The sequence below is a fragment of the Kribbella sp. NPDC051587 genome, from assembly GCF_044453945.1.
GTDB lineage: Bacteria > Actinomycetota > Actinomycetes > Propionibacteriales > Kribbellaceae > Kribbella.
Genome location: NZ_JBITDE010000005.1, coordinates 117,696 through 139,215, shown reverse-complemented (window position 1 = coordinate 139,215; position 21,520 = coordinate 117,696). Strand labels below are relative to the sequence as shown.

The 21,520-nt window shown below is 67.7% G+C and carries 22 protein-coding genes and 1 riboswitch; of the genes, 10 read left to right on the top strand and 12 right to left on the bottom strand.

Features of this window, described 5'->3' with window-relative positions; translation table 11 throughout:
* The first annotated feature begins 34 nt into the window (after nucleotides 1-34).
* Nucleotides 35-376 (top strand): sterol carrier family protein, encoded by a 342-nt coding sequence (locus tag ACIA49_RS19985; RefSeq protein WP_391542584.1) that lies wholly within the window; start codon nucleotides 35-37, stop codon nucleotides 374-376.
* 130 nt (nucleotides 377-506) lie between these two features.
* On the opposite strand, the gene ACIA49_RS19980 is transcribed toward ACIA49_RS19985, so the two are convergent.
* Nucleotides 507-1,310 carry a hypothetical protein gene (locus ACIA49_RS19980; RefSeq protein ID WP_396378686.1) on the bottom strand — a complete coding sequence of 268 codons (804 nt, stop codon included), beginning with the start codon at nucleotides 1,308-1,310 and terminating at the stop codon, nucleotides 507-509.
* Nucleotides 1,311-1,431: 121 nt separating this feature from the next.
* Between ACIA49_RS19980 and ACIA49_RS19975 the strand changes: the two genes are divergently transcribed.
* The 6 genes from ACIA49_RS19975 (at nucleotide 1,432) to ACIA49_RS19950 (ending at nucleotide 7,742) form a co-directional block, all read left to right on the top strand.
* Nucleotides 1,432-2,733, top strand: coding sequence for an MFS transporter (locus ACIA49_RS19975; protein WP_396378685.1), 1,302 nt, complete (start codon nucleotides 1,432-1,434; stop codon nucleotides 2,731-2,733).
* A gap of 13 nt (nucleotides 2,734-2,746) precedes the next feature.
* Nucleotides 2,747-3,712, top strand: a complete 966-nt coding sequence (locus tag ACIA49_RS19970; protein ID WP_396378684.1) for a hypothetical protein — start codon at nucleotides 2,747-2,749, stop codon at nucleotides 3,710-3,712.
* Nucleotides 3,703-3,897, top strand: a riboswitch (cobalamin riboswitch). (Overlaps the previous gene by 10 nt.)
* A gap of 24 nt (nucleotides 3,898-3,921) precedes the next feature.
* Nucleotides 3,922-4,944 (top strand): ABC transporter substrate-binding protein, encoded by a 1,023-nt coding sequence (locus ACIA49_RS19965; protein WP_396378683.1) that lies wholly within the window; start codon nucleotides 3,922-3,924, stop codon nucleotides 4,942-4,944.
* Nucleotides 4,941-5,933, top strand: coding sequence for a FecCD family ABC transporter permease (locus ACIA49_RS19960; protein ID WP_396378682.1), 993 nt, complete (start codon nucleotides 4,941-4,943; stop codon nucleotides 5,931-5,933). The genes ACIA49_RS19965 and ACIA49_RS19960 overlap by 4 nt, the downstream gene beginning before the upstream one ends.
* The gene (locus ACIA49_RS19955; protein ID WP_396378681.1) at nucleotides 5,930-6,952 is read left to right on the top strand and encodes a FecCD family ABC transporter permease; all 1,023 of its coding nucleotides are present in this window, start codon (nucleotides 5,930-5,932) and stop codon (nucleotides 6,950-6,952) included. The genes ACIA49_RS19960 and ACIA49_RS19955 overlap by 4 nt, the downstream gene beginning before the upstream one ends.
* Nucleotide 6,953: 1 nt before the next feature.
* On the top strand, nucleotides 6,954-7,742 hold the full coding sequence (locus ACIA49_RS19950) for an ABC transporter ATP-binding protein (protein WP_396378680.1): 789 nt from the start codon (nucleotides 6,954-6,956) through the stop codon (nucleotides 7,740-7,742).
* 51 nt (nucleotides 7,743-7,793) lie between these two features.
* Here ACIA49_RS19950 and ACIA49_RS19945 read toward each other — a convergent pair whose 3' ends face one another.
* Nucleotides 7,794-8,054 (bottom strand): hypothetical protein, encoded by a 261-nt coding sequence (locus tag ACIA49_RS19945; protein WP_396378679.1) that lies wholly within the window; start codon nucleotides 8,052-8,054, stop codon nucleotides 7,794-7,796.
* A 310-nt stretch (nucleotides 8,055-8,364) separates the two neighbouring features.
* Nucleotides 8,365-9,819 carry a PLP-dependent aminotransferase family protein gene (locus tag ACIA49_RS19940; RefSeq protein WP_396378678.1) on the bottom strand — a complete coding sequence of 485 codons (1,455 nt, stop codon included), beginning with the start codon at nucleotides 9,817-9,819 and terminating at the stop codon, nucleotides 8,365-8,367.
* 28 nt (nucleotides 9,820-9,847) lie between these two features.
* On the opposite strand from ACIA49_RS19940, the gene ACIA49_RS19935 reads away from it, so the two are divergent.
* From ACIA49_RS19935 to ACIA49_RS19925, 3 genes are read left to right on the top strand one after another with little or no spacing between them, the layout of a single operon-like run.
* On the top strand, nucleotides 9,848-10,648 hold the full coding sequence (locus ACIA49_RS19935) for an L-histidine N(alpha)-methyltransferase (RefSeq protein WP_396378677.1): 801 nt from the start codon (nucleotides 9,848-9,850) through the stop codon (nucleotides 10,646-10,648).
* Complete coding sequence (locus ACIA49_RS19930) at nucleotides 10,645-10,788, top strand: hypothetical protein (protein WP_396378676.1); 144 nt, start codon at nucleotides 10,645-10,647, stop codon at nucleotides 10,786-10,788. The genes ACIA49_RS19935 and ACIA49_RS19930 overlap by 4 nt, the downstream gene beginning before the upstream one ends.
* Nucleotides 10,789-10,808: 20 nt before the next feature.
* Nucleotides 10,809-12,293, top strand: a complete 1,485-nt coding sequence (locus ACIA49_RS19925) for a CHAD domain-containing protein (RefSeq protein WP_396378675.1) — start codon at nucleotides 10,809-10,811, stop codon at nucleotides 12,291-12,293.
* Between the two features lie 114 nt (nucleotides 12,294-12,407).
* Here the strand turns inward: ACIA49_RS19925 and ACIA49_RS19920 are convergent, their stop codons facing one another.
* The 9 genes from ACIA49_RS19920 to ACIA49_RS19880 form a co-directional block, all read right to left on the bottom strand.
* On the bottom strand, nucleotides 12,408-14,030 hold the full coding sequence (locus ACIA49_RS19920) for a cation acetate symporter (protein WP_396379031.1): 1,623 nt from the start codon (nucleotides 14,028-14,030) through the stop codon (nucleotides 12,408-12,410).
* Nucleotides 14,031-14,050: 20 nt separating this feature from the next.
* Nucleotides 14,051-14,389, bottom strand: a complete 339-nt coding sequence (locus tag ACIA49_RS19915; RefSeq protein WP_396378674.1) for a DUF485 domain-containing protein — start codon at nucleotides 14,387-14,389, stop codon at nucleotides 14,051-14,053.
* 179 nt (nucleotides 14,390-14,568) lie between these two features.
* Complete coding sequence (locus tag ACIA49_RS19910) at nucleotides 14,569-16,107, bottom strand: cation acetate symporter (RefSeq protein WP_396378673.1); 1,539 nt, start codon at nucleotides 16,105-16,107, stop codon at nucleotides 14,569-14,571.
* Nucleotides 16,108-16,118: 11 nt separating this feature from the next.
* Nucleotides 16,119-16,505, bottom strand: coding sequence for a hypothetical protein (locus tag ACIA49_RS19905; RefSeq protein WP_396378672.1), 387 nt, complete (start codon nucleotides 16,503-16,505; stop codon nucleotides 16,119-16,121).
* Nucleotides 16,502-17,248, bottom strand: coding sequence for a LytR/AlgR family response regulator transcription factor (locus ACIA49_RS19900; protein WP_396378671.1), 747 nt, complete (start codon nucleotides 17,246-17,248; stop codon nucleotides 16,502-16,504). Before ACIA49_RS19900 ends, ACIA49_RS19905 begins: the two co-directional genes overlap by 4 nt.
* A 9-nt stretch (nucleotides 17,249-17,257) precedes the next feature.
* On the bottom strand, nucleotides 17,258-18,388 hold the full coding sequence (locus ACIA49_RS19895) for a histidine kinase (RefSeq protein WP_396378670.1): 1,131 nt from the start codon (nucleotides 18,386-18,388) through the stop codon (nucleotides 17,258-17,260).
* Nucleotides 18,389-18,405: 17 nt separating this feature from the next.
* Nucleotides 18,406-19,143: a metallophosphoesterase family protein gene (locus tag ACIA49_RS19890; protein ID WP_396378669.1), complete on the bottom strand. Its 738-nt coding sequence runs from the start codon at nucleotides 19,141-19,143 to the stop codon at nucleotides 18,406-18,408.
* Nucleotides 19,144-19,159: 16 nt separating this feature from the next.
* Nucleotides 19,160-20,329, bottom strand: coding sequence for a hypothetical protein (locus ACIA49_RS19885; RefSeq protein ID WP_396378668.1), 1,170 nt, complete (start codon nucleotides 20,327-20,329; stop codon nucleotides 19,160-19,162).
* Between the two features lie 12 nt (nucleotides 20,330-20,341).
* Nucleotides 20,342-21,439, bottom strand: a complete 1,098-nt coding sequence (locus ACIA49_RS19880) for a hypothetical protein (RefSeq protein ID WP_396378667.1) — start codon at nucleotides 21,437-21,439, stop codon at nucleotides 20,342-20,344.
* Between the last annotated feature and the right edge of the window lie 81 nt (nucleotides 21,440-21,520).

Below are 21,520 nucleotides of genomic sequence, written 5' to 3'. Positions count from 1 at the left end.
GCGTCGCCGAAATTCGCGCGTACGCTGGCCCGTCGTGAGCACGCCTTTCGAACAGGCCCTGGAGCGGTACGACGCGGGCACGGCCGAGCGACCCGACCTGAAGCTGCTGACCAAGGAGTTGCTGAAGCTCCTGGTCGCCAAGGCCCCTGGTCATGCGGTCGAGGTCCGGGTCCCGCCGTACGGCGCGGTGCAGTGCATCGAGGGACCGCGACACACCCGGGGGACGCCGGGCGCGGTGGTCGAGATGCCGCCCGAACTGTGGATCGAGCTCGGTCTCGGGCGCACCACCTGGCCGGAGGCCCGCAGTACCGGGAAGCTCCGCGCGAGCGGTGAACGCACCGACCTCAGCGAACTGTTGCCCTTGGTAACCAATTGATGACTGACTGCTGCTGAGACAGGGCATTAAGGGGCCGCGACACCCCGCCCCGGGTGCCGCGGCTACTGGTATAGACGCGTTGAGCGCCGAGAAAGTTCACTATTCGAAGGAAATCGAATAGTGACCGGGGTCACCGTCCGGCGGTACCGGTGTGCCAGACGACCGTGCGGCCGTTCACGATCTGGACGTCGCCGTTGTTCTGCGCGACCAGGACGGAGCCCTTGCGGGTCGTCTTGCTGGACCAGAGGGCCTTCTTGGCGGCGCTGTAGACGACCAGGTTGCCGTCGTTCTGCATGGCCGCGAACGCGCCCTTGCTCTGCGTCTTGGTGCTCCACAGCGCGGTCTTGCCCTTGTAGAGGACCAGGTTGCCGTCGGCCTGCATGTAGACCTTGTAGGTCCGGTTCACCGAGGTCAGGTACTCCGGGTACTTCAGCAGCCGGTTGAAACCGAGCGTGCCGACCACCATGTAGCGGCTCCAGTTCGGCTTACCGCGGGTGTTGTAGATCACCAGGTTGTTGTCGTTCTGGACGGCCAGGATCGCGCCCGGGCTGGTGCCGGTGTTGCTCTGCCAGACGACGGTCTTGCCGGAGACGACCTCGAGGTTGCCGTTCTTCTGCATCACCAGCACCGACGCCTTGCGGTTGGTGACGGTCGACCACAGCGCGGTCTTGCCGCTGTAGAGCACCGCGTTGCCGTCGGACTGCATGACGAACGTGTACTTGCCGTTCTTCGAACGGATGTAGTTGCCGGCCTTCAGCTTCTGACCCGGCTTGAGCAGGTCGGAGACCGCGCTGGCCTGGGTCGTCGCGGCGGCCGCGGCGGCGGTGGTGGTCGTGGCCTGCGCGGCCACGGGCGCAAGCAGGGTGGCACCAGCGACCGCCCCCGCGACGAGGGTGGCGAACACCTTGGTGCGTACCGACTTGGTCGGGATCATCCGGTTGTCTCCATACGCTCAGTGAATATCCGGGAAGATTGACGCCGAGGGCAACCAATCGGTTCCACGGTAGGGAGAAAAGGGTTCTTCACCCGGCGGCCGGAGCTGACAGGATGTGCCGGTGGCAGCAAGTTTCCGAGCGCGGCTGGCCCGGCTGCGTGTCGACCTGACTCCGTGGCGTGGTTCGCGTGACTTCCGGATCCTGATGGTCTCCGGTTCGGTCTTCTTCCTGGGCAGCATGTTCGGGTACGTCGCCCTGCCGTACCAGCTGTATTCGCTGACCCACTCGAACTTCGCGGTCGGCGCGATGGGCCTGGTCAACATCCTGCCGCTGGTCGTCTTCGGCCTGTACGGCGGTGCGCTGGCCGATCACGTGGACCGCCGAAAGATGCTCATCTTCACCGGTATCGCGCAGGTCGCGGTCTGCGCCGTACTGCTGAGCAACGCCCTGCTGTCCAACCCGCAGGTGTGGATCATCTACGTCTGTGGCGCGCTGAACGCGATCGCGGCGTCCTTGCAGCGGCCGAGCCGGGACGCGCTGTTCCCGCGCGTGGTGAAGCACTCGGAGCTGCCGGCCGCGGTCGCGCTGAACGCGTTGACCATGCAGGCCGGTCAGCTCGTCGGTCCCGCGCTGGGTGGCGTGCTGGTCGGGACGGCCGGGATCAGCTGGGCCTTCGGGATCGAGCTGACCGGACTCGCGATCGCGACCCTGATGTACCTGGGACTCAAGCCGTACCGGGTCGGCGAGCACTCGCAACCACCGAGCCTGCGGGTCATCGGCGAAGGGATCGGGTACGCCGCCCGCCGCAAGGACCTGCTCGGGACGTACGTCGTGGACATGGTCGGGATGTTCATGGCGATGCCGATCGTGCTGTTCCCCGCGTTCGCGACCGACGTACTGAAGGAACCGAAGCTGCTCGGCGTCCTCTACAGCGCGGAGGCGGTCGGGGCGATGATCGCGACGCTGACCAGCGGCTGGACCCGCCGGGTGCATCACCACGGCCGGGCTGTCGTGATGGCGGCCGCCTGCTGGGGCGCCGCGATCGGGATCGCCGGGCTGGCGCCGAACATGTGGGTCGCGGTCGTCTTCCTCGCGTTCGCCGGAGCGGCGGACATGGTCTCCGGCCTGTTCCGGTCGGTGATCTGGAACCAGACGATCCCGGACGAGATGCGCGGCCGGCTGGCCGGGATCGAGATGCTCTCCTACATGCTCGGCCCGCTTGGCGGACAGGCCCGCTCCGGACTGGTCGCTGACCTGACCAGCGTCCGGACCTCGATCGTCAGCGGCGGGATCCTGTGCGTGGCAGGTGTCGCGGCCACCGGTGCGGCCCTGCGCGACTTCTGGCGGTACGACGCTCGCACCGACGAGCACGCGATTCGCGAACGCGATCTCCGCAGGGCGGCCGAGGCCGACGAAGCGTAGGCTTTGGCCCACCATGCGTATCCGTCCGGTTGTGCCGCTCGTCGTACTCTCAGTGCTCGTCAGCGGTTGCAGCGGCCCCGGACAGGAGACCGCGCCCAGTGTGCCGCCACTGGTCTCGATCCCGACGACGCCGTCGCAGACCCCCTCGGAGACACCGTCGAGCACTCCGGCGACGGCCAAGGTCGCGGACACGATCTGCGTTCGGATGGATCAGACGCTGGTGCAGGCGACGCTCGACGTCCCGTCCGTGCAGATTCGGCCCAAGACGCCGCCGGCCGAGTTCGGCGTACCGGTGACGTATGACGGCTGCCTGCTGGGGCTGGGTGGGTCGGTGTTGCGGGTCGGGTGGTCGGTGCAGACGGCGACCAAGGCGACGCTGGCGGCGGTGCAGAAGGCTTACAAGGGAGAGCCGGCCAAGCCTGCGGTCATCGGTGCGAGCAGCGCCGCGACCAGCGCGCCGGGGTTCGGGGCCAGTAGCTTCGTGGTCTTCCTGCTGGAGAACCGGCTCTACAAGATCTCCGGGCCGAAGGCCACGCTGGCGAGGTACATAGTGCTGGCCGAAGAGGTGGCTCGTCAGGTGGGCGGACTGCCCGAGCCGGAGCCGTTGGTCACCCGGCCGGAGTGTGACCGCGGGTCGGACGCTGCGGCCAAGGTGATGGGCGCGCCCGTGATGTTCCGTCGCGACGGACAGACCGAGCTCGGTGACCTGGTCTGCGGTTGGATCGCCGCGGACAGCGTGCTGTCGACGTCGGTACGCCGTACGCCGAAGGCCGCCGAGCTGATGACCGCGATCCGGAAGACACCGACCGCGCAGGCACTCCCGCTTGGTGACGAGGGGTACGTCGACACCGCGACCGGGCGGACCACGATCCGGCTCGGCGAGGGGCAGCTGGTCGACTTCGTGCCGCTGCCGGCCCGGGCGATCAACCCGGACACCATGACCCAGTTCGCACTTGCGATGCTGTCGCAGTACCGGTGAGGTACTGTGGCGGCGCCGTGGTGTTCGGGAAGCCGGTGTGATGCCGGCGCGGCCCTCGCCACTGTGATCGGGAGTTCACCGGCCGTTCCCTGCTGAGGGGAGGTCACTGGTCCTGCACTGGGAAGACCAGGTCGGTGGGCGGAATCCCGTCAGCCAGGAGACCGGCCACGGCATGTGATCCGTCCACGAGGTGCTGGAGGAGCGGTTCCGTGCTGCGTAAGTCTGTTCTCCCTGTCCTGCTGCTAGGCCTGCTCGCCGGGTGCGGCACGGCCACAGCGGTCAACCCGCCCGGGTCGACGATCACCGTGCAGAACTGCGGTCTCGACGTCACCGTGAGCGGTCCACCGAAGCGCGTGTTCGCGGCGTACCAGCCGGCCATCGAGATGGCGCATGCGCTGGGGATCTCCGATCGCCTGGTCGGTACGGCGTACCTGGACGCGGAGGTGCTCCCGGAGTACGCGACCGCTCAGGCCAAGGCGAAGTACTACAAGAACCTGCCCAGCCGGGAGGAGCTGCTCGCGGCGAACCCGGACTTCGTGCTGTCCGGGTTCAACGACGTGTTCAGTGCCGGTGGTGGCAGTGACCAGAGCTTCGGCAGCCGCAAGAGCCTGGCCGACCTCGGCGTCCAGACCTGGATCTTCAGCCCGCTCTGCCCGACCGCCGACGGCAAGGGCGACGAGGCGATCGATCCGTCGAGTGTCTCGATGGACAACGTGTACGCCGATCTGCGCGGCCTCGGGAAGCTGTTCGGGGTCGAGGACCGGGCCGAGGCCGTGATCGCCGACCAGTCCGCCCGGATCGCCGCAGTCGAGGCCAAGGTGAAGAACGCGCCGAAGCCGACCGTCGCGATCCTGCGGCCCGGGCTAGAGGGCGGCGGGCTGACGGTCTCCGGTGGTCCGGACTTCGGGACGGTGCTGATCAAGCAGGCCGGTGGCGTGAACGCGTTCGCGGATCTGACGTCGAAGCGGAACGTGAAGATCGGCGTCGAGGAACTGATCAAGCGCAACCCGGACTACATCCTGATCAGTGGGTGTTGCGATGCGTCGCTGACGCCGGCGTCGTCCCAGCCGGAGGTGGACAAGATGCTCGCGAACCCGGCGTTCCAGAACCTCAAGGCGGTCCGCACCAAACACGTCGTACCGTGGCTGTTCGCGAACCACTCGGCCGGGGTTCGGGGTGCTTACACGACCGAGGACATCGCCAAGACGATTCATCCTGATCTGTTCCGATGAGGTGGCGTGCGGCCGGACTGCTGTTGTGTGTCGCCGTTCTCGCGGGTTCGGTGCTGCTGTCGTTGAGCATCGGGAACCAGCATTTTGGTGCGCATGACGTCTATCTGGCGCTGGCGAACTTCAGCGGGAGCGACAACGATCGCGTGATCCGGTACCTGCGGGTGCCGCGGACGGCTGCTGGATTGTTGGCCGGGGCCGCGCTGGGGTTGGCGGGTGCGTTGATGCAGGGCGTGACGCGCAATCCGTTGGCGGATCCGGGGATTCTCGGGGTGAACGCCGGGGCGGCGCTCGCGGTGGTCGGGGCGATCGGTCTGCTGGGGGTACACAGCCTGACGGGCTATGTGTGGTTCGCGATGGGCGGTGCGTTGGTGGCGACGGTGGTCGTCTACCTGGTCGGTGCGATCGGGCGAGGTGGAGCGACGCCGGTGAAGCTCGCGCTGGCGGGAGCGGCGATCAGCGCGCTGCTCGGGTCGGTGACGTCGGCGATCACCCTGATGGATCTGTCGACGTTGAATTCCTTCAGGTTCTGGGTGGTCGGGTCGTTGACGCTGGCAACTGGTTCGGTGGTCGGGCAGGCCGTGCCGTTCATTGCCGTTGGCATCGTTGTGGCGTTGGGGTTGGGGCGATCGCTCAACCAGTTGGCGTTGGGTGATGAGCTGGCGCGGTCGCTTGGTACTCGGGTCATGGTGGTGCGCGTGTTGGCCGGGTTGGCGGTTGTTGTGCTGGCCGGTACGGCGACTGCGATCGCTGGGCCGATCGGGTTTCTGGGGCTCGCCGTACCGCATGTCGCGCGGACGTTGGTCGGGGCGGACTACCGGTGGATCTTGCCCTGGTCGATGGTGCTGGCGCCCGCCGTACTGCTACTCGCCGATGTGGTCGGGCGGTTGGTGGTTCGACCGGATGAGCTGCAGGTCGGGATCATTACCGCGCTGATCGGTGCACCGTTGTTCATCGCGCTGGTCCGGCGACGTCGTACGGCGGCGTTGTGAAAACGCTTCGGGTCGGGCCGTTCTCGACACGTGTCGATGGTGCGAGTGTGGTGTGGTCGGTTGTTGCTTGGGTGCTGACGCTTGCGGTGGGGGCGTTGTCGCTGACCTTGGGCGACTACCGGATTCCGTTGCCGTTGGTGCTCGAGACGTTGAGCGGTCATGGCACGTTGATCCTCAACGACATCGTGGTGAACGGGCGGCTGCCACGAGTGCTGGTCGGGATCGGCGTCGGTACGGCGTTCGCCGTGTCGGGGGCGATCTTCCAGCGGCTGGCGCGTAATCCGCTGGTGAGTCCGGACCTGATCGGGGTCAACGCCGGGGCCGCGTTGGCCGCCGTACTGATGATCACTGTGCTCGGGAGTGGATGGATTCCGGCTGGTGCACTGTTGGGGTCGTTGCTGTCGGCAATCGTTGTGTATCTGCTGGCTTATCGGGACGGGATCTCGGGGTATCGGCTGGTGCTGGTGGGTATTGGAGTGACGGCGATCATCGGGTCGGTGACCGCGTACCTGTTGACGTTGGCCGATATCTACACCGCGAAGAGTGCATCGCAGTGGTTGGCCGGGAGTCTCGCCGGGCGGAGCTGGACGCACGTCGTACTGATTGGTGCGGCGTTGGTGGTTCTGTTGCCGGCTGCTTTGGCTGGGGCGCGGCAGTTGCGGTTGCTGGAGCTCGGGGATGATCTGGCGCGAACGTTGGCCGGTCGCGTCGAGCTCTCGCGCGGGTTGCTGATTCTCGTTGGAGTTGCCCTTGCTGCGTTGGCGACTGCGGCCGCAGGCCCGATTGCCTTCGTGGCGTTGGTCGCTCCGCAGCTCGCTCGGCGATTGGTGGCTGAACGCGTCGCCGGACTGCTCGCGGCCGGTGCTCTTGGCGCGTTGCTGGTGGTCGTTTCGGACCTCATTGCCCGGGAAATCTTTGCTCCGACGCAGTTGCCGGTCGGTGTCGTGACCGCGTTCCTCGGAGCGCCGTACCTGCTCGTCCTGATGGCTCGCGCCAACCGCATCGGTACCGGAGGCTGACATGACCGAACTCCGTGCTGAAGAACTAACCCTCGCGTACGACGGCCGCGCCGTGGTGCACTCGTTGTCGCTGCTGATCCCGCGGCAGCGGATCACGGTCATCGTCGGCGCGAACGCCAGCGGGAAGTCCACCCTGCTGCGCGGTCTTGCCCGGCTGCTCGCTCCCCGTGGTGGTGCTGTGTATTTGGATGACGTCGACCTGGCCAAGGTCAGCGCCGGTCGCCTGGCAACCCAACTCGGCATGCTCCCGCAACAACCAGTCGCGCCCGACGGCATCACCGTCGCCGACCTGGTCGGTCGCGGCCGGCACCCACACCAGCGCTGGTTCCGCCAGTGGTCACCCGAGGACGAGCGCGTGGTCAACTCCGCGCTGGCCGCCACCGGCGTCGCAGACCTCGCGGACCGGTCGTTGGACGAACTCTCCGGCGGTCAACGCCAACGCGTCTGGATCGCCCTGGCCCTCGCCCAAGACGCCGACACCATGCTCCTCGACGAACCCACCACCTTCCTGGACCTGGCACACCAGTTGGAGATCCTCGACCTGGTCCAAGACCTCAACCGCGCGCACGGCAAAACCGTCGTACTGGTCCTCCACGACCTCAACCTCGCCGCCCGCTACGCCGACCACCTGATCGCCCTGAAAGACGGCCAGGTAGCCGCCACCGGCACTCCTGCCGAAGTCATCACCCCGGCCGTGGTTTCCAAGGTCTTCAACCTCACCGCGGAGGTCATCCCCGACCCTCTCACCAAGACCCCACTGGTCATCCCGGTCCCTCGCCGTACTGCCTGACAGGTGGATGGCGTCCCACCTCCGAGCGGGGACGCCATCCACGTCGCTTGCTCAGTACTCCGCCCACTGGAACTGCCAACCCGGAGCACACGGCCACTCCGGAGCGCAGGTCGAGTCCGGGTCGCGGTACCAGACTTCGGACACGGGGTAGTGGTAGTGCCGGTAGGTGAGTCGTGCTGACTCACACTCGTCCTGGGTGGCGCAGGTGTAGGTGTGGTGCGGGCCGTCCTGTGCCTGAGCCACCACCGCGCCGCTGGCGACCAACGCCACCGAAGCTGCTGCTATCCCCACCATTCGCCCGATCGTTCTCATCCCAACTCCGCCTTTCCCGTCGATCAACTCGTTGCTTGATGCAACGTCCAAAGCCGCTAGTACCGAAAAACTGTTCCACCCAAACGATTCGACCCCACTCGAAACCCGTTTGAGAACCAGATGCCCTGGGCAACAGTCGCCCCTTCATAACTCCTAAGCTATCGCGGACCGGCCGTCGACAGCTCGGGGCTGTGCGCGCCCCGCGGGGCCCGTGAACAGGCAATATCTTGTCCACCACCCCCACGTCCTGTCCAAGCCCCCAAGTTATGACCACAGCCGAGAGTAGGACGGGGATACTCGGTCGGAGGATCTAGACGAGAGTTGCGAGGGTGCGGATGGCTTCGGTCAGTTCGGTGGGGGTGCGGGCGGCGTAGCCGAGGACCAGGCCGGGGGCGTGGGGGAGTTGGCAGTGCCAGGAGAGTGGGTGGGTTTTGATGCCGTGCTCGAGGGCGGCGGTCGCCAGGGCTACGTCGTCGATGTCTGGTGGGAAGGTGATCGTGAGGTGGAGGCCGGCGGCGGCGCCGTGGACTGTTGCGGTGGGCAAGTAGTTGGCGATGGCGGTGGCCATGGCGTCGCGGCGGGTGCGGTGGCGGCGGTGGACGTAGCGGAGTTGGCGTTCTAGTTCGCCGGACTCCATCAGATGCGCGAGGGTGAGTTGCGGGAGTGAGGCGTTGCCCAGGTCCGCGCGTCGCTTGAGGCTGATCAGTTCGTCACGGTACTGCGCCGGCGGCACGATCCACCCGATCCGCAGCGCTGGTGCGAGCAGCTTCGAGACGCTGCCCGTGTAGATCACCTGCTCAGCCTGCATCGAGCGCAGTGCAGGAACCGGCGGGCGGTCATAGCGATGCTCGGCGTCGTAGTCGTCCTCGAAGATCAGCCCACCGTCAGCTGCCCACTGCAGTAGCTCACGTCGCCGCTCACCCTCCAGTACGACGCCTGTCGGGAACTGGTGTGCCGGAGTCACCATCACCACAGGCGCACCGGACTTCCGCAGTACGTCGACTTGCAGTCCACCGCTGTCGACCGGGATCGGTGGGGTCCGGAGGCCCCATTCGTCCAGGTGCTGCCGTGATCCCAGCGAACTCGGGTCCTCGACGGCCACCTCATGGATGCCGCGTGCCTGGAGGAGTTGGGCGAGCATCCCGATGGCCTGGGAGACCCCGGCGACGATGATCACCTCCTCCGGGTGCGCGGCGATCCCGCGGTAGCGGGCCAGCCAGGTCGATACGGCTCGCCGCAACGTCGGCGTACCGGATGGGTCGCCGTAGCCGAACGCGGCGGGCTCGAGGTCGTTGAGGACAGCGCGTTCGGAGCGCAGCCAGGCAGCACGGGGGAAAGACGCCAGATCCGGTACGCCGGGAGTCAGGTCGATGCGCGCAGGCGCGGCTCGGAGTGCGACGAAGATGTCGAGGTCGGGCGCCCTCATCTGCGGCGGTACGACGTGAGCTCGGGCGCGGGGCGCTGGGGCGACGGCGGGTGCCGCGACCACGATCGTGCCGGCGCGACCGCGGCCGCTGACCTGGCCCTCTTCGGTCAGCCGTTGGTAGGCCTCGGTGACGACTCCGCGGGAGATCTGTAGTTCGGCGGCCAGCAGCCGGCTGGCGGGGAGGCGGCTGCCGATCGCGAGTCGACCGTCGGAGATCGCGCTCCGGAGCTGGTCGGTCAGCCAGTCGGCCAGCCCGCCGGCCGGTGCTTCCGCGGCGTTCAGCTGGAGGAAGTCCGCTCCAATGGTCCTGCCGAAATCGCCATCATTGGACCTGTCCATCGGTCCATTGTGACGGCACCTTGGAGGTATGAGAACCGATTACGTGCACGGCTATACCGCGGCCGAGACTCGCCGGCTGACGGATCAGGCGCAGACCCTGGCCGAGCTCCTGCACGGCGGCCTCCAGTACCCGCCCGGGGCGCGGGTGCTCGAAGCCGGCTGCGGAGTCGGCGCCCAGACAGTCCAGCTGCTCACCCGGCACCCCGGCATAGAGCTGGTCGCAATCGACCTGTCCGAGGAGTCGCTCGCCCAGGCGAAGGCTCACGTCGCAGCTGTAGTGCCCGACGCGCAGGTCGAGTGGCGTTGTGCTGATCTGCGGGAGCTCGAAGGTGAGCAGTTCGACCATGTCTTCGTCTGCTTCGTGCTCGAGCACCTGGACGATCCGGTCGCCGCGCTGACCAGCCTGCGACGACTGCTGCGACCCGGCGGCACGATCACCGTCATCGAGGGCGATCACCAGTCCGCGTTCTTCCACCCGCGGAGTGCGGCCGCGCAGGCGGTGATCGAGTGTCTGGTCGACCTGCAGGCCGAAGCCGGCGGCGACTCGCTCATCGGCCGCCGCGTCCAACCGCTCCTCCAAGCAGCCGGGTACGACGACGTCCGCGCCGAGCCCAGGACCGTGTACGCCGACGAGACCCTGCCGCACCTGGTCGACGGGTTCACCCGGAAGACGTTCATCGCGATGGTCGAGTCCGTGCGTGAAAAAGCTCTCGCCGCCGGCCTCCTCACACCCACGCAATGGGCCGAAGGAATCCGCGACCTGGAGCGGACGGCCGAACCCGGCGGAACCTTCCACTACACGTTCTTCCGAGCGGTAGGCCGGACATGATCGGCTTCCTCGCGATCGTCGGGCTGACGGTCTGGGGCCTGCAGCGCAACCACCGTCGGCAACTGCGTACCGTCTCCGGCAACGGGAAGCCAGATCGCGATCTGGAAAGACTTGTCGCCGATCTGAGATCCAGTTCATGAACTGCTGGTAAACAAGAGGCATGCCGACCGAGCAGCTGGAGATCGAGACCAAGTACGACGTCGACGAGTCGACCCACCTGCCGGCCCTGCACGAGTTACCCGGGGTGGCGAGCGTCGCGCAGCCGGTCGAGCTCGACCTCGAGGCGGTCTACTACGACACCCCCGAGCTCGATCTGGCGGCGAACAAGGTGACGCTGCGGCGGCGTACCGGCGGCGAGGACGACGGCTGGCACGTGAAGTTCCCGAAGTCGTCCGGTGCGCGGCTGGAGGTGCAGCACCCGCTCGGCCGGTCGGTGCGCAACGTGCCGATCGCCGTGGTCCGCACGGTTCGGGTGCATGTCCGCGACAACACGCTGGTGCCGGTCGTCACGCTGCAGACGCGCCGGGTGGTGCACCGCCTGCTCGACGCGAAGGGCGACGTACTGGCTGAGCTGGCCGACGACCACGTCACGGCGACGACCGGGAACGGTGAGCCGGATACCTGGCGCGAGTGGGAGGTCGAGCTGGTCGGCGGCGACGAGCGACTGCTTCAGGACGCCGACGACCTCCTGCGGGCCGCAGGTGCTGAGCCTGCAGCTGGGCCGAGCAAGCTGGCTCGTGCGCTCGGTGACCGCGTCCCCGTTGGAGACGGCTGGGAGCTTCCCGCCAAGCCGCGGACGGCTGACGTGTTCCGGGCGTACGCCGCCGCGCAGGTGCAGGCGATTCGTCAGCGCGATCCTGAGGTACGGCGTGATGTCCCGGACTCGATTCACAAGTTCCGCGTCGCGACCCGGCGACTGCGGTCAGCGCTGGCGACGTACCGGCCGGTCATCGACCGTGAGGTCGGAGACGAGATCAGGGCCGAGCTGAAGTGGTTGGCCGGTGAGCTCGGGGTCGCCCGGGACGCCGAGGTGCAGCGCGAACACTTCGCCGCCGAGGTGGCCGAACAGCCTGTTGAGCTGGTGATGGGTCGGGTCGCGGGGCGGATCGACGACCACCTGCGCGGGGTCTACAAGGAGGGCCGTGCTGGGGCGCTGGCTGCGCTGGAGAGCGAGCGCTACTTTCGCCTGCTGGACACGCTCGATGAGCTGATCGCCGACCTGCCACTGACGGGTGTGAACCGGAAGGCCGCCAAGCAGCTGCCCGAGCTGCTCGACCACGACTGGCGCCGGATGCGCAAGGCCGTCCGGCGCGCGCAGGCCGCCGAGTCGACCGAGGAGCAGGACCACGAGCTCCACGAGGTGCGCAAGGGCGCGAAACGACTCCGGTACGCCGGAGAGGCCGCCGTACCGGTGTTGGGTGAAGCGGCCGAGGCGCTGGCTGCGCGCGCCGAAGAGGTGCAGGAGGTGCTCGGCGACTTCCAGGACTCGGTCGTCTCGCGTGAGCTGCTCCGGGAGCTCGCCGTACAGGTGCATCTTGACGGTGGAAATGCGTTCACCTTCGGTCGCCTGCATGCGTTGGAAGAGGTGCGGGGCAAGGCGTCGGCCAAGGCCTTCTTCGAGATGTGGCCGTCGCTGAAGTTCTAGAGACAGCAGAAGGTCCCGGCTCAGGGGGAGCACCGGGACCTTCTGGAGGCGGAACTTTGGGGCTGCCAGGCAGGTCCGCCGACGTTCGCAGGACCTACCTGACAGGTTCAGGGGTTAGTGCTCGACCGCCTTCTCGGCGCCCGCACCGGTGAGGGAGCGGACCTCCATCTCGGCGAACTTGTCGACGTCGACCGGCTCCTTGCTGGTGATCGTGCCGATGAAGCCGAGCAGGAACGCCAGTGGGATCGAGACGATGCCGGGGTTGTCCAGCGGGAACCAGTGGAAGTCGATGCCGGTGTCGGTGATCATCGACAGGCTCGCGCCGGTCTTCTTGTCCACCTTGCCGGAGACGACCGGGCTGAACGCGATCAGGATGATCGCGGTACCCAGACCGCCGTAGATGCTCCACAGTGCGCCGCGGGTGTTGAACCGGCGCCAGAACAGGGAGTAGAGGATCGTCGGCAGGTTCGCACTGGCCGCGACCGCGAACGCCAGCGCCACCAGGAAGGCCACGTTCTGGCCGTTGGCGAAGATGCCGCCGATGATCGCGACCGCACCGATCACGAGCGCGGTGATCCGGGCGACCTTGACCTCGCCGTCGCCGCTGATCTGGCCCTTCTTGATCACCTGGCCGTAGATGTCGTGGGCGAACGACGTACTCGCGGTGATGGTCAGCCCGGCCACGACCGCCAGGATGGTGGCGAAGGCGACCGCCGAGATGATGCCGAGCAGCAGTTCACCACCGAGCTCGAAGGCCAGCAGCGGAGCAGCCGAGTTGGCCTTGCCGGGTGCGGCCTTGATCCGGTCCGGACCGACGATCGCGGCGGCGCCGTACCCGAGCACCAGGGTGAACAGGTAGAAGATGCCGATGATCCAGATCGCCCAGGTGACACTGCGCCGGGCCTCCTTGGAGTTCGGCACCGTGTAGAAGCGCATCAGCACGTGCGGCAGGCCCGCCGTACCGAGCACCAGGGCGAGTGCCAGAGAGATGAAGTCCAGCTTGCTGATCCCCGTCACGCCGTACTGAAGACCCGGGCCCAGCAGCTTCTCGCCAGCCGCCGGGCTCTTGTCCACGGCCGCACCGAGCAAGCTGGACAGATTGAAGGTGTACTTCGCGAGCACCCAGATCGTCATCAGACCGGCGCCGACGACCAGCAGGGCGGCCTTGATGATCTGCACCCAGGTGGTGCCCTTCATGCCACCGACCAGGACGTAGGTGATCATGATGATGCCGACGACCGCGATCACGATGTTCTGACCGGTCTTGCCGTCGACGCCGAGCAGCAGCGCGACCAGACCGCCGGCACCGGCCATCTGGGCCAGCAGGTAGAAGAAGCAGACGACCAGTGTCGAGATGGCCGCGGCCATCCGGACCGGGCGCTGCTTGAGGCGGAACGACAGGACGTCGGCCATCGTGAAGCGGCCGGTGTTGCGGAGCAGCTCGGCGACGAGCAGCAGCGCGACCAGCCAGGCGACCAGGAAGCCGATCGAGTACAGGAAGCCGTCGTACCCGTTCAGTGCGATCGCACCGGCGATGCCGAGGAACGACGCGGCGGACAGGTAGTCACCGGCGATCGCGATGCCGTTCTGCGGGCCGGTGAACGAGCGGCCGCCGGTGTAGAAGTCGGCCGCGGTCTTGTTGTTGCGCGACGCGCGCAGCACGATCGCCAGCGTGGCCACCACGAAGGCCGCGAAGATCAGGATGTTGACCGTCGGATTGCCGATGTCGGTTGCCATCGGCAACAGCAGTGGGGCGCTCACTCGACGCCTCCTTCGATCTGGTCACGGAGGCGGGCGGCGTCCGGGTCGACACTGCGGTCGGCCCAGCGGACGTAGATCATCGTGATCGCGAACGTCGTGACGAACTGGCCGAGCCCGAACAGCAGCGCGACGGTGATGTTGCCGAAGACCTTGGTCGACATGAAGCCGTGCGCGTAGTCGGCGAGCAGGACGTAGACGAAGTACCAGACCAGGAACAGTCCGGTCATCGGGAACACGAAGCGGCGGAACCGGCGGCGCAGTTCGGAGAAGTCCGGTGACACCTGGACATCTCGGTACGTCGTCAGCTCCGGATCACCCGAGCGAATATCACTCATGCGCGGGACCTCCAGACAGGGAATGGCCGGGCGGACCGGCGTGGTGTGCTGGTCCGTACTGTGGTCCGCGTCACTGGTTGGCGGACAGCACACGCGCGCATCGAGCGCTCAGCGGAGCACACCGGGCGACCGGCGGGGGACGCTGCTGCGGCGAACGGTCGGTCCGGGACGACGAGCGGTTACGGGTGGGCGGTCGGGGCCCGATCGACGTCCACGGCCTCTGGGGTGTGCAGACGGACCATGCTGCGGGCGGTACCGGCCGGGATGGCGTTGGGGGTCAGCTTCGACACGATGATCACGGTCAGGAAGGCGAGCGGCATCGTCCAGGCGGCCGGCTGCACCACCAGTGCGCGCGGCCAACCGCCGGTCGGTGCGCCGATCACGTTGATGAGTGCAGCGGCGCTGGCTGCGACCCCGCCGACGACCAGCCCGGCTGCAGCGCCAGTGGTCGACATGCGCCGCCACCAGATGCCGAGCACGAGCATGGGACAGAAGGTCGACGCGGCGACCGCGAAGGCGAGTCCTACCGTGTCGGCCAGGCTCAGAGCGCCGGTGACGCGGAAAGCGACGTACGGGACGGACATCGCCAGGAGCGCAGCGATGCGGAAGCTGTTGACAGCAAGGTAATCGCCGCCGGTCAGACGGTTCAGCCGCGTGCGCAGGAGGTCCTGGTCGATCACACCGGCGATCGCAACGGTCAGGCCGGAGGAGGTGGACAGGAACGCGGCGAAGGCGCCGGCTGCGACAAGCGCTCCGAGCAGGTCTCCCGCCGTACCGGGGAAGACGCGGCTGGGCAGCTCCAGTACGACGGTGTCTGCGGCGCCCGCGACCAGGTCGGGGGCGAAGGAGCGGCCGAGGATCGCGTAGACGGGTGGGAACAGGTAGAAGAGGCCCAGCAGAGCCAGCACGACAACCGTCGTACGGCGGGCGGCGCGGCCGTCTGGGTTCGTGTAGAAGCGGACCAGGACGTGTGGGAGGCCCATGGTGCCGAAACACAAGGCCAGCAAGAGTGAATAGGTCGCGTAGAGCGGGTGGTCACGACCGTTGGCGCGGGAGAGCGGTTCAGCCCACTCGGCGGCCGCACCGTGCAGTGACTGCAGTACCCCGACCGGGTGGTTACCGGACCGCCAGGCGATCAGGATGATGAAGATCGGTGCGGCCAGCGCGGTGAGCTTGAGCCAGTACTGGAAGGCCTGCACGAAGGTGATCGAGCGCATGCCACCTGCGGCCACGTTGATCACCACGATGACGGCCACGACGAGTGCGCCCACGTCCGGCGGTGCTCCGGTGACGGTCTGGAACGTCAGCCCGGCGCCGCGCAGTTGAGGGAGCAGGTAGAGCGTTCCGATGCCGACAACGAGTCCGGAGCAGACGCGGCGCACCATGGCCGACTCGAAGCGGGTCTCGGCGAAGTCGGGCAGTGTGTAGGCGCCGGAGCGTCGGAGCGGTGCGGCGACCAGGACGAGCAGCATCAGGTAGCCGACGGTGTAACCGACGGAGAACCACAGCATGTCGGCGCCGTTGACCAGCACCAGACCGGCGACGCCAAGGAACGATGCGGCGCTCAGGTACTCGCCGCTGATCGCAGACGCGTTCCAGCGTGGGGTGATCGCGCGGCTGGCGACGTAGAAGTCGCTGGTGGTCCGGGAGATCCGCAGGCCGAACAGGCCGATCCCGATTGTTGCCACGATCACCAATCCGATGCCCGTGAGGCTCATCGCGGACGACATCACTGCCGCCCGACGAACTCGGTGAACTCGGCCTCGATGCGTTCGGCGTTGCGGACGTAGATGCGGGCGGCGAAGTACACGACCGGGTAGACGACGATGCCGAGGATCACCCAGGGGAGTGGGAGTCCGAAGATGGTGAAGGTACGGGTCGGTGGGACCAGCCAGAACAGCAAGGGGATGCTGCCGAGGATCAGACCGGTGCCGCCGATCACCGCGAGCGTGAGGCGGAGCTGGGACTGGATCAGCGAGCTCATGTAGACCTCGCCGAGCCGTGTCTGCTCGTCGATCTCCCTAGTGCCGGTCGGAGTGGTGGGCCGACGGGCCGCGCTGGTCCGTGGGCTCGTCACCCGGACGCGGCGGGGACCCGGGGGTGAGTTGGTGCTCACGGGCGTAAGGAGGTCGAGCGGACCAGGAGGTCGCGGAGCTCGCGAGTGTGCCGCCGGCTGACTGGAAGCCAGTCGTCACCAACCCGTACGGCGCAGCGACCGCTGTCGACGCGCATCTCGTCCACATGCGCGAGAGCGACGAGAGTGCTGCGGTGGATCCGCGTGAAGCCCGCGTCGCGCCAGCGCTCCTCCAGGGTGCTGAGCGGGATGCGGACCAGGTGTGAGTTCTGACCGGTGTGTAGGCGGGCGTAGTCGCCCTGCGCCTCGACGTACCGGACTGTCGAGCGCTGCACGAACCGCGTCACCCCAGCGAGCTCTACCGGGATCACCTCGTCGCCTGTGTCCTCGGCTGGCTGCTGTGGGCCCGGCGTACCGGCGGTGACCACGCGGCGGACCGCCTCGGCCAGCCGCTCGGCGCGAACCGGCTTCATCACGTAGTCGGTCGCCTCGAGCTCGAACGCCTGCACCGCATGTTCGTCGTACGCGGTGACGAAGACGATCTGCGGGCGGCTGGCGAACTTCGAGAGCACCTTGGCCAGGTCGATGCCGTCCAGACCGGGCATCTTGATGTCGCAGAACACCACGTCCAGGTCGGCCGCCTGCAGGATCTTCAGCGCCTCCGGCCCGTTCTTCGCGGTCCGGATCTCCCCGATCCGGTCGTCGCGCCGCAGCAGGTACACCAGTTCGTTGAGCGCCGGCTCCTCGTCGTCCGCGACCAGTGCGCGCAGTGGTGTCTCCGCCATGAGGTCACCTTAGGGTGACGCATGCACTCCTGAGGAGTATTTGGGGATCCGGAAGGTCACCTTCGTCCCGGCGTCCACCTGCGTCTCCACGACGAGTCCGTAGGCATCTCCGTAGACTTGGCGGAGCCGCGCGTCGACGTTGCCGAGGCCGATCGAGTCGCTGGCGGACTCACCGGCCAGGACCGCGCGGATGACCTCGGGGTCGCTGCCGGCGCCGTCGTCCTCGACGCTGATCTCCGCCTCGTTGATCTGGTCCCGGGCGCGGATGGTGATCCGGCCGACGCCGGTGGTGCCTTCCAGACCGTGCCGTACGGCGTTCTCCACCAGCGGCTGGACGACCAGGAACGGTACGACGACCGGTAGCACCTCAGGAGCGATCTGGAGCGAGACCGTCAGCCGCTCACCGAACCGGGCCTGCTCAAGAACCAGGTAGCGCTCCACGTTGCGCAGTTCGTCGGCCAGCGTGGTGAACTCGCCGCCACGGCGTAGTGCGTAGCGAGAGAAGTCCGCGAACTCCAGGAGCAGCTCACGTGCTCGCTCAGGGTCTGTGCGGACGAACGACGCTATGGCGGCCAAGGCGTTGTAGATGAAGTGCGGGCTGATCTGAGCGCGCAGTGCGCGCAGCTCAGCCTCCATGGCGCGCGTGCGTTCCTTGTTGAGCTCCGCCAGCTCCACCTGGCCGGACACCCAGCGCGCGACCTCTTCAGTCGCTCTGACCAGAGCTGCGGAGGTGCGTTCGCTGTAGGCAACCAGTACGGCGACCACGCGCTCGTCGATCACGATCGGCGCGACAGCCGCCGTACGGATCGGGCATTGCGGGTCACCACAGGCGACGTCGTGGACGCCGAGCACTGCGGTCCGGCCGGTGCGGAGGGTGGGTGCGGCGATCGTGCGAGCGTCACGACGGTGGTTGCTCTCGTACGGTCCGCCGACACCGTCCCACGCCAGTACGCCGGAGGAGTCGCAGATCGCGATGGCCGCCGTACCGAGGAGGTCTCTGAGGTGGCGGCTCGCTTTGCCGGCCGCGGCCGGGGTCAGACCTTCGCGCAGGTGCGGACTGGCCAACGAGGCGGTATGCAGAGTCGCATACGTCGCCTTGTCAGCCGGAGTGCCGAAATGCTTCCGCCGCCGCGCGAACATGCCCCGACGGTAACCGCTCAGCCCGCAGCGCGCGGTCTGAACGCCTCCAGCGCCTCCGTGTCGGAGTAGTTGCTCAGCAGGTACTCGTTCACCCACTCCTGCCGGCCGGGGTACGTCGAGTTGTGCATGATCTGGTCCGCCGCCGAGGCCCGGTCCAGGGCCGACCGCCGGAGCTGAACCCCCTCAGGGGTGATCAACGCCCAGCTCGGGCCAGGAGCGCCGTACGGCATCCCCACGCTCCCCGCGTTCACGACGGTACGACGGTCCACCTGCCGCATGAACGGCATGTGCGTGTGCCCGCAGACAACAGTCCTGATGTCGTCAGGGACGGTGCTCAGTACCTCAAGCCACCTGGTGACGGGGCTGTCCACCAGCACGACCTCCTCGTCATCCCGAGGGGTCGCATGACACACCAGCACGTCTCCGAACGTCACAGTCGTCGGCAGCGCGTCCAGCCACTCCACCTGCGCACCCGTGAGCTCACCAGCGGCCCAAGGACTCACCGCATCCGGTGCTACCCCTTCGAACGTCCCCCGCGCCATGGCCACGGCCTCCCGGTCCGCATTGCCCCGGACCCACACCACCCGGTCACCCATGGACTTCAGCCGCTCGAACACCTCCCGAGGCTGCGGCCCACTCACCACGTCCCCCGCGACCACCACCGTGTGAGCCGCCCGCACGTCCTTCTCCGCCAGCACCGCCTCCAACGCCGGCAGAACCCCATGAACATCAGCAAGCACCGCAAGGCGAGTCATACCGCCAGTGTGCCCCTCAACTGCCGAGGACGAGTGGGGTGTCGGTGCCGATGGGGGTGGCGCGTTCGCAGCTGCCGGTGGTGATGGTGCAACGGATGATGGCGGTCTTGACCTTCTCGGTCTGGCCGACAGCACTCGCATAGGCGACGACCAGGACGTGCTGGTCGTCTTCGGCGCCCATCTCCTGGAAGCAGCCCGTCCACTGGTGGAGGACCTCGCCGGAGCTTGCCTCGACAGCTGCTGCGACGCCGGAGCAGAATCCCTCGGCGTTGTGCTCGTCGCCGTAGGCGGTGGCGCCGTTCGGGGTGAAGCCGCGGATCTGGAAGTCGCAGGTGCGGAAGAGCTGCGTGCCACTGGGGACCTGTACGACGTTCGAGCAGGTCCCGTCGTCGTTCCGGACCGGTTGGGCTGCTGCCGTGCGGCCGTTGGTGGAGACGGCGGTCGGCGAGGTGACCGCTTTGATCAGCTGTCCCTTCGCGTCTCCCGGGACCCAGGAGTAGAGCTTCCAGGGGCCGGTCTCTGCGTCACTCGCGCGGTAGTAGACCTTGCCGTCGGTGTAGGCGAGGACCTGCACTTCCCAGCTGTTCGGGAGTTTGAGCGACTGCACCGAGTCGGCGTTCTCCGCGTAGACCGTGGCGCCCTTGGTGGTCACACCCAGGCTGCTGAGCCGGGCGGCGGCGTAGGCAGCGGCTCTGGTGTCGGACGTCGTGACCAGGGACGACACATCCGGCGTACGACGGATCAGCTTGCCGGACTCGACTTTCATAAGCTCGGTGCCGTCGCCGTCGGGCTCGTACAAGGTGACAGCCAGTACGGCGCCCTGGAGCTGGCCGACTCTGATCACCGACCCCTTGCCCGGGATCGTCCCCAGGCTCTGCGCGCCACTGCGGACCTCTCGGCCGATCAGGTACGGCACCTGGGGTGCACGGCCCTCGGCGAGCTTGCTGACGTTCACTGTGGTCTCGGTGACTGCTGACGGGGTACCCGCCGGGGTGCTGGGGGTGGCTGACGGCGTGGGGGTAGGCGTGGGGCTGGAGCTGGGGCTGGGAGAGCCGGTGAGGGGAGCTGCGGCTTGGGCCTCGCCGGCTTCGGGGCCTTGGCGGTAGGCGAGGGCCGCGCCGACGGCGACGGCAGCTACCGCGACGGAGGCCACCACGGCGATCATGCGGCCGTTCTTGTTCGGCATCGGTGGACTCCCTTACGAGCCGAGGAGCAGGGGTTCTTTGGCCAGCGGAGTGGCCAGCTCGCACTCGCCGGTGCTGACCGTGCAGCGAACGATCGCCGAGTTGCTGCGGACGTCTTCTTCCGCGTACCACTGGAACAGGACGTGGTCGTCGTCCTCGGCGAGTTGGCGGCTGATCACGGACGTGAGCCAGGTGCGGATCGGCTTGCCGGTCTCGGGGTTCACGGCGTCGAGCCGCTCGACGCCGACCGGGCCGCCGGTGTTCGGTGGGAGGCCGATCACGAACGCGTTGCCCGGGCTGAACTTGTCGAGGCGGTACTGGCAGGACTTCCAGAGCTGCAGACCGGTGCCGAGGTTGATCAGGGCCGAGCAGACCCCGCTGTCGGTGAAGACGGGCAGGCTCGCACCGAGGACACCGTCGGCGGAGACGGCCAGCGGCGAGGTCAGCTTCGGGACCACGGTCGCGGTCTTCGTACCGACGTTCCAGCGGTAGAGGCGCGCCGTACCGCCCGGGGTCGTGGCGCTGCTGAAGAAGACGGTCTTGTCGGAGACCGAGAGCACCTGGAGGTTGTACGACTTCGGCTGCGCCAGCCGATCGCCGTACCCGCCCGGCTTCCCGTAGTACACCGTTCCGCCCTGTCGGACGGCCGCGAAGAGGTCACCGTCGCCGTACGCGACGGCATCGCCGTCGGCGCTGCCGACCAGCGAGTCGATGCCGGCCTCCTCCCGCAGCACCTTGCCCTGGGAGTCCTGCACCACCAGCGTGCCCTTGGGAGTGGTGTCGACCTGCAGCGTCAGCGTCTCGTCCCAGAGCCGCACCACGCCGTCGATGGACCGGGTGCCGGGAACCGTGATCGGCTTGCCGATGCCACCCATGACCGTCCGGCCGCGCACGTAGGCGACCTGCGGAGCCTGCCCCGCCGTGAGCTTGGCCGGATCGATCCGCTGGGTGACCGGCAGCGCAGTGCTCGTCGGAGCCTGGGTGAGAGGCGCTGCGGCGGCGCCGGACTGGCTCTGCGGACCGCGCGCGGCAGCCAGCAGTCCGCCGCCCGCTACCGCGATGACGGCCACTGCGGCGACTGCGATCACCAGCGGCCGGTTCCTGTTCGACACCTGCTCCATCCTCGCTGAGACGCACGAAGTCGCGGTTTTGTTCGCACCGGCGAGCGAGTCGCAGGAGCGATCGAGCATAAT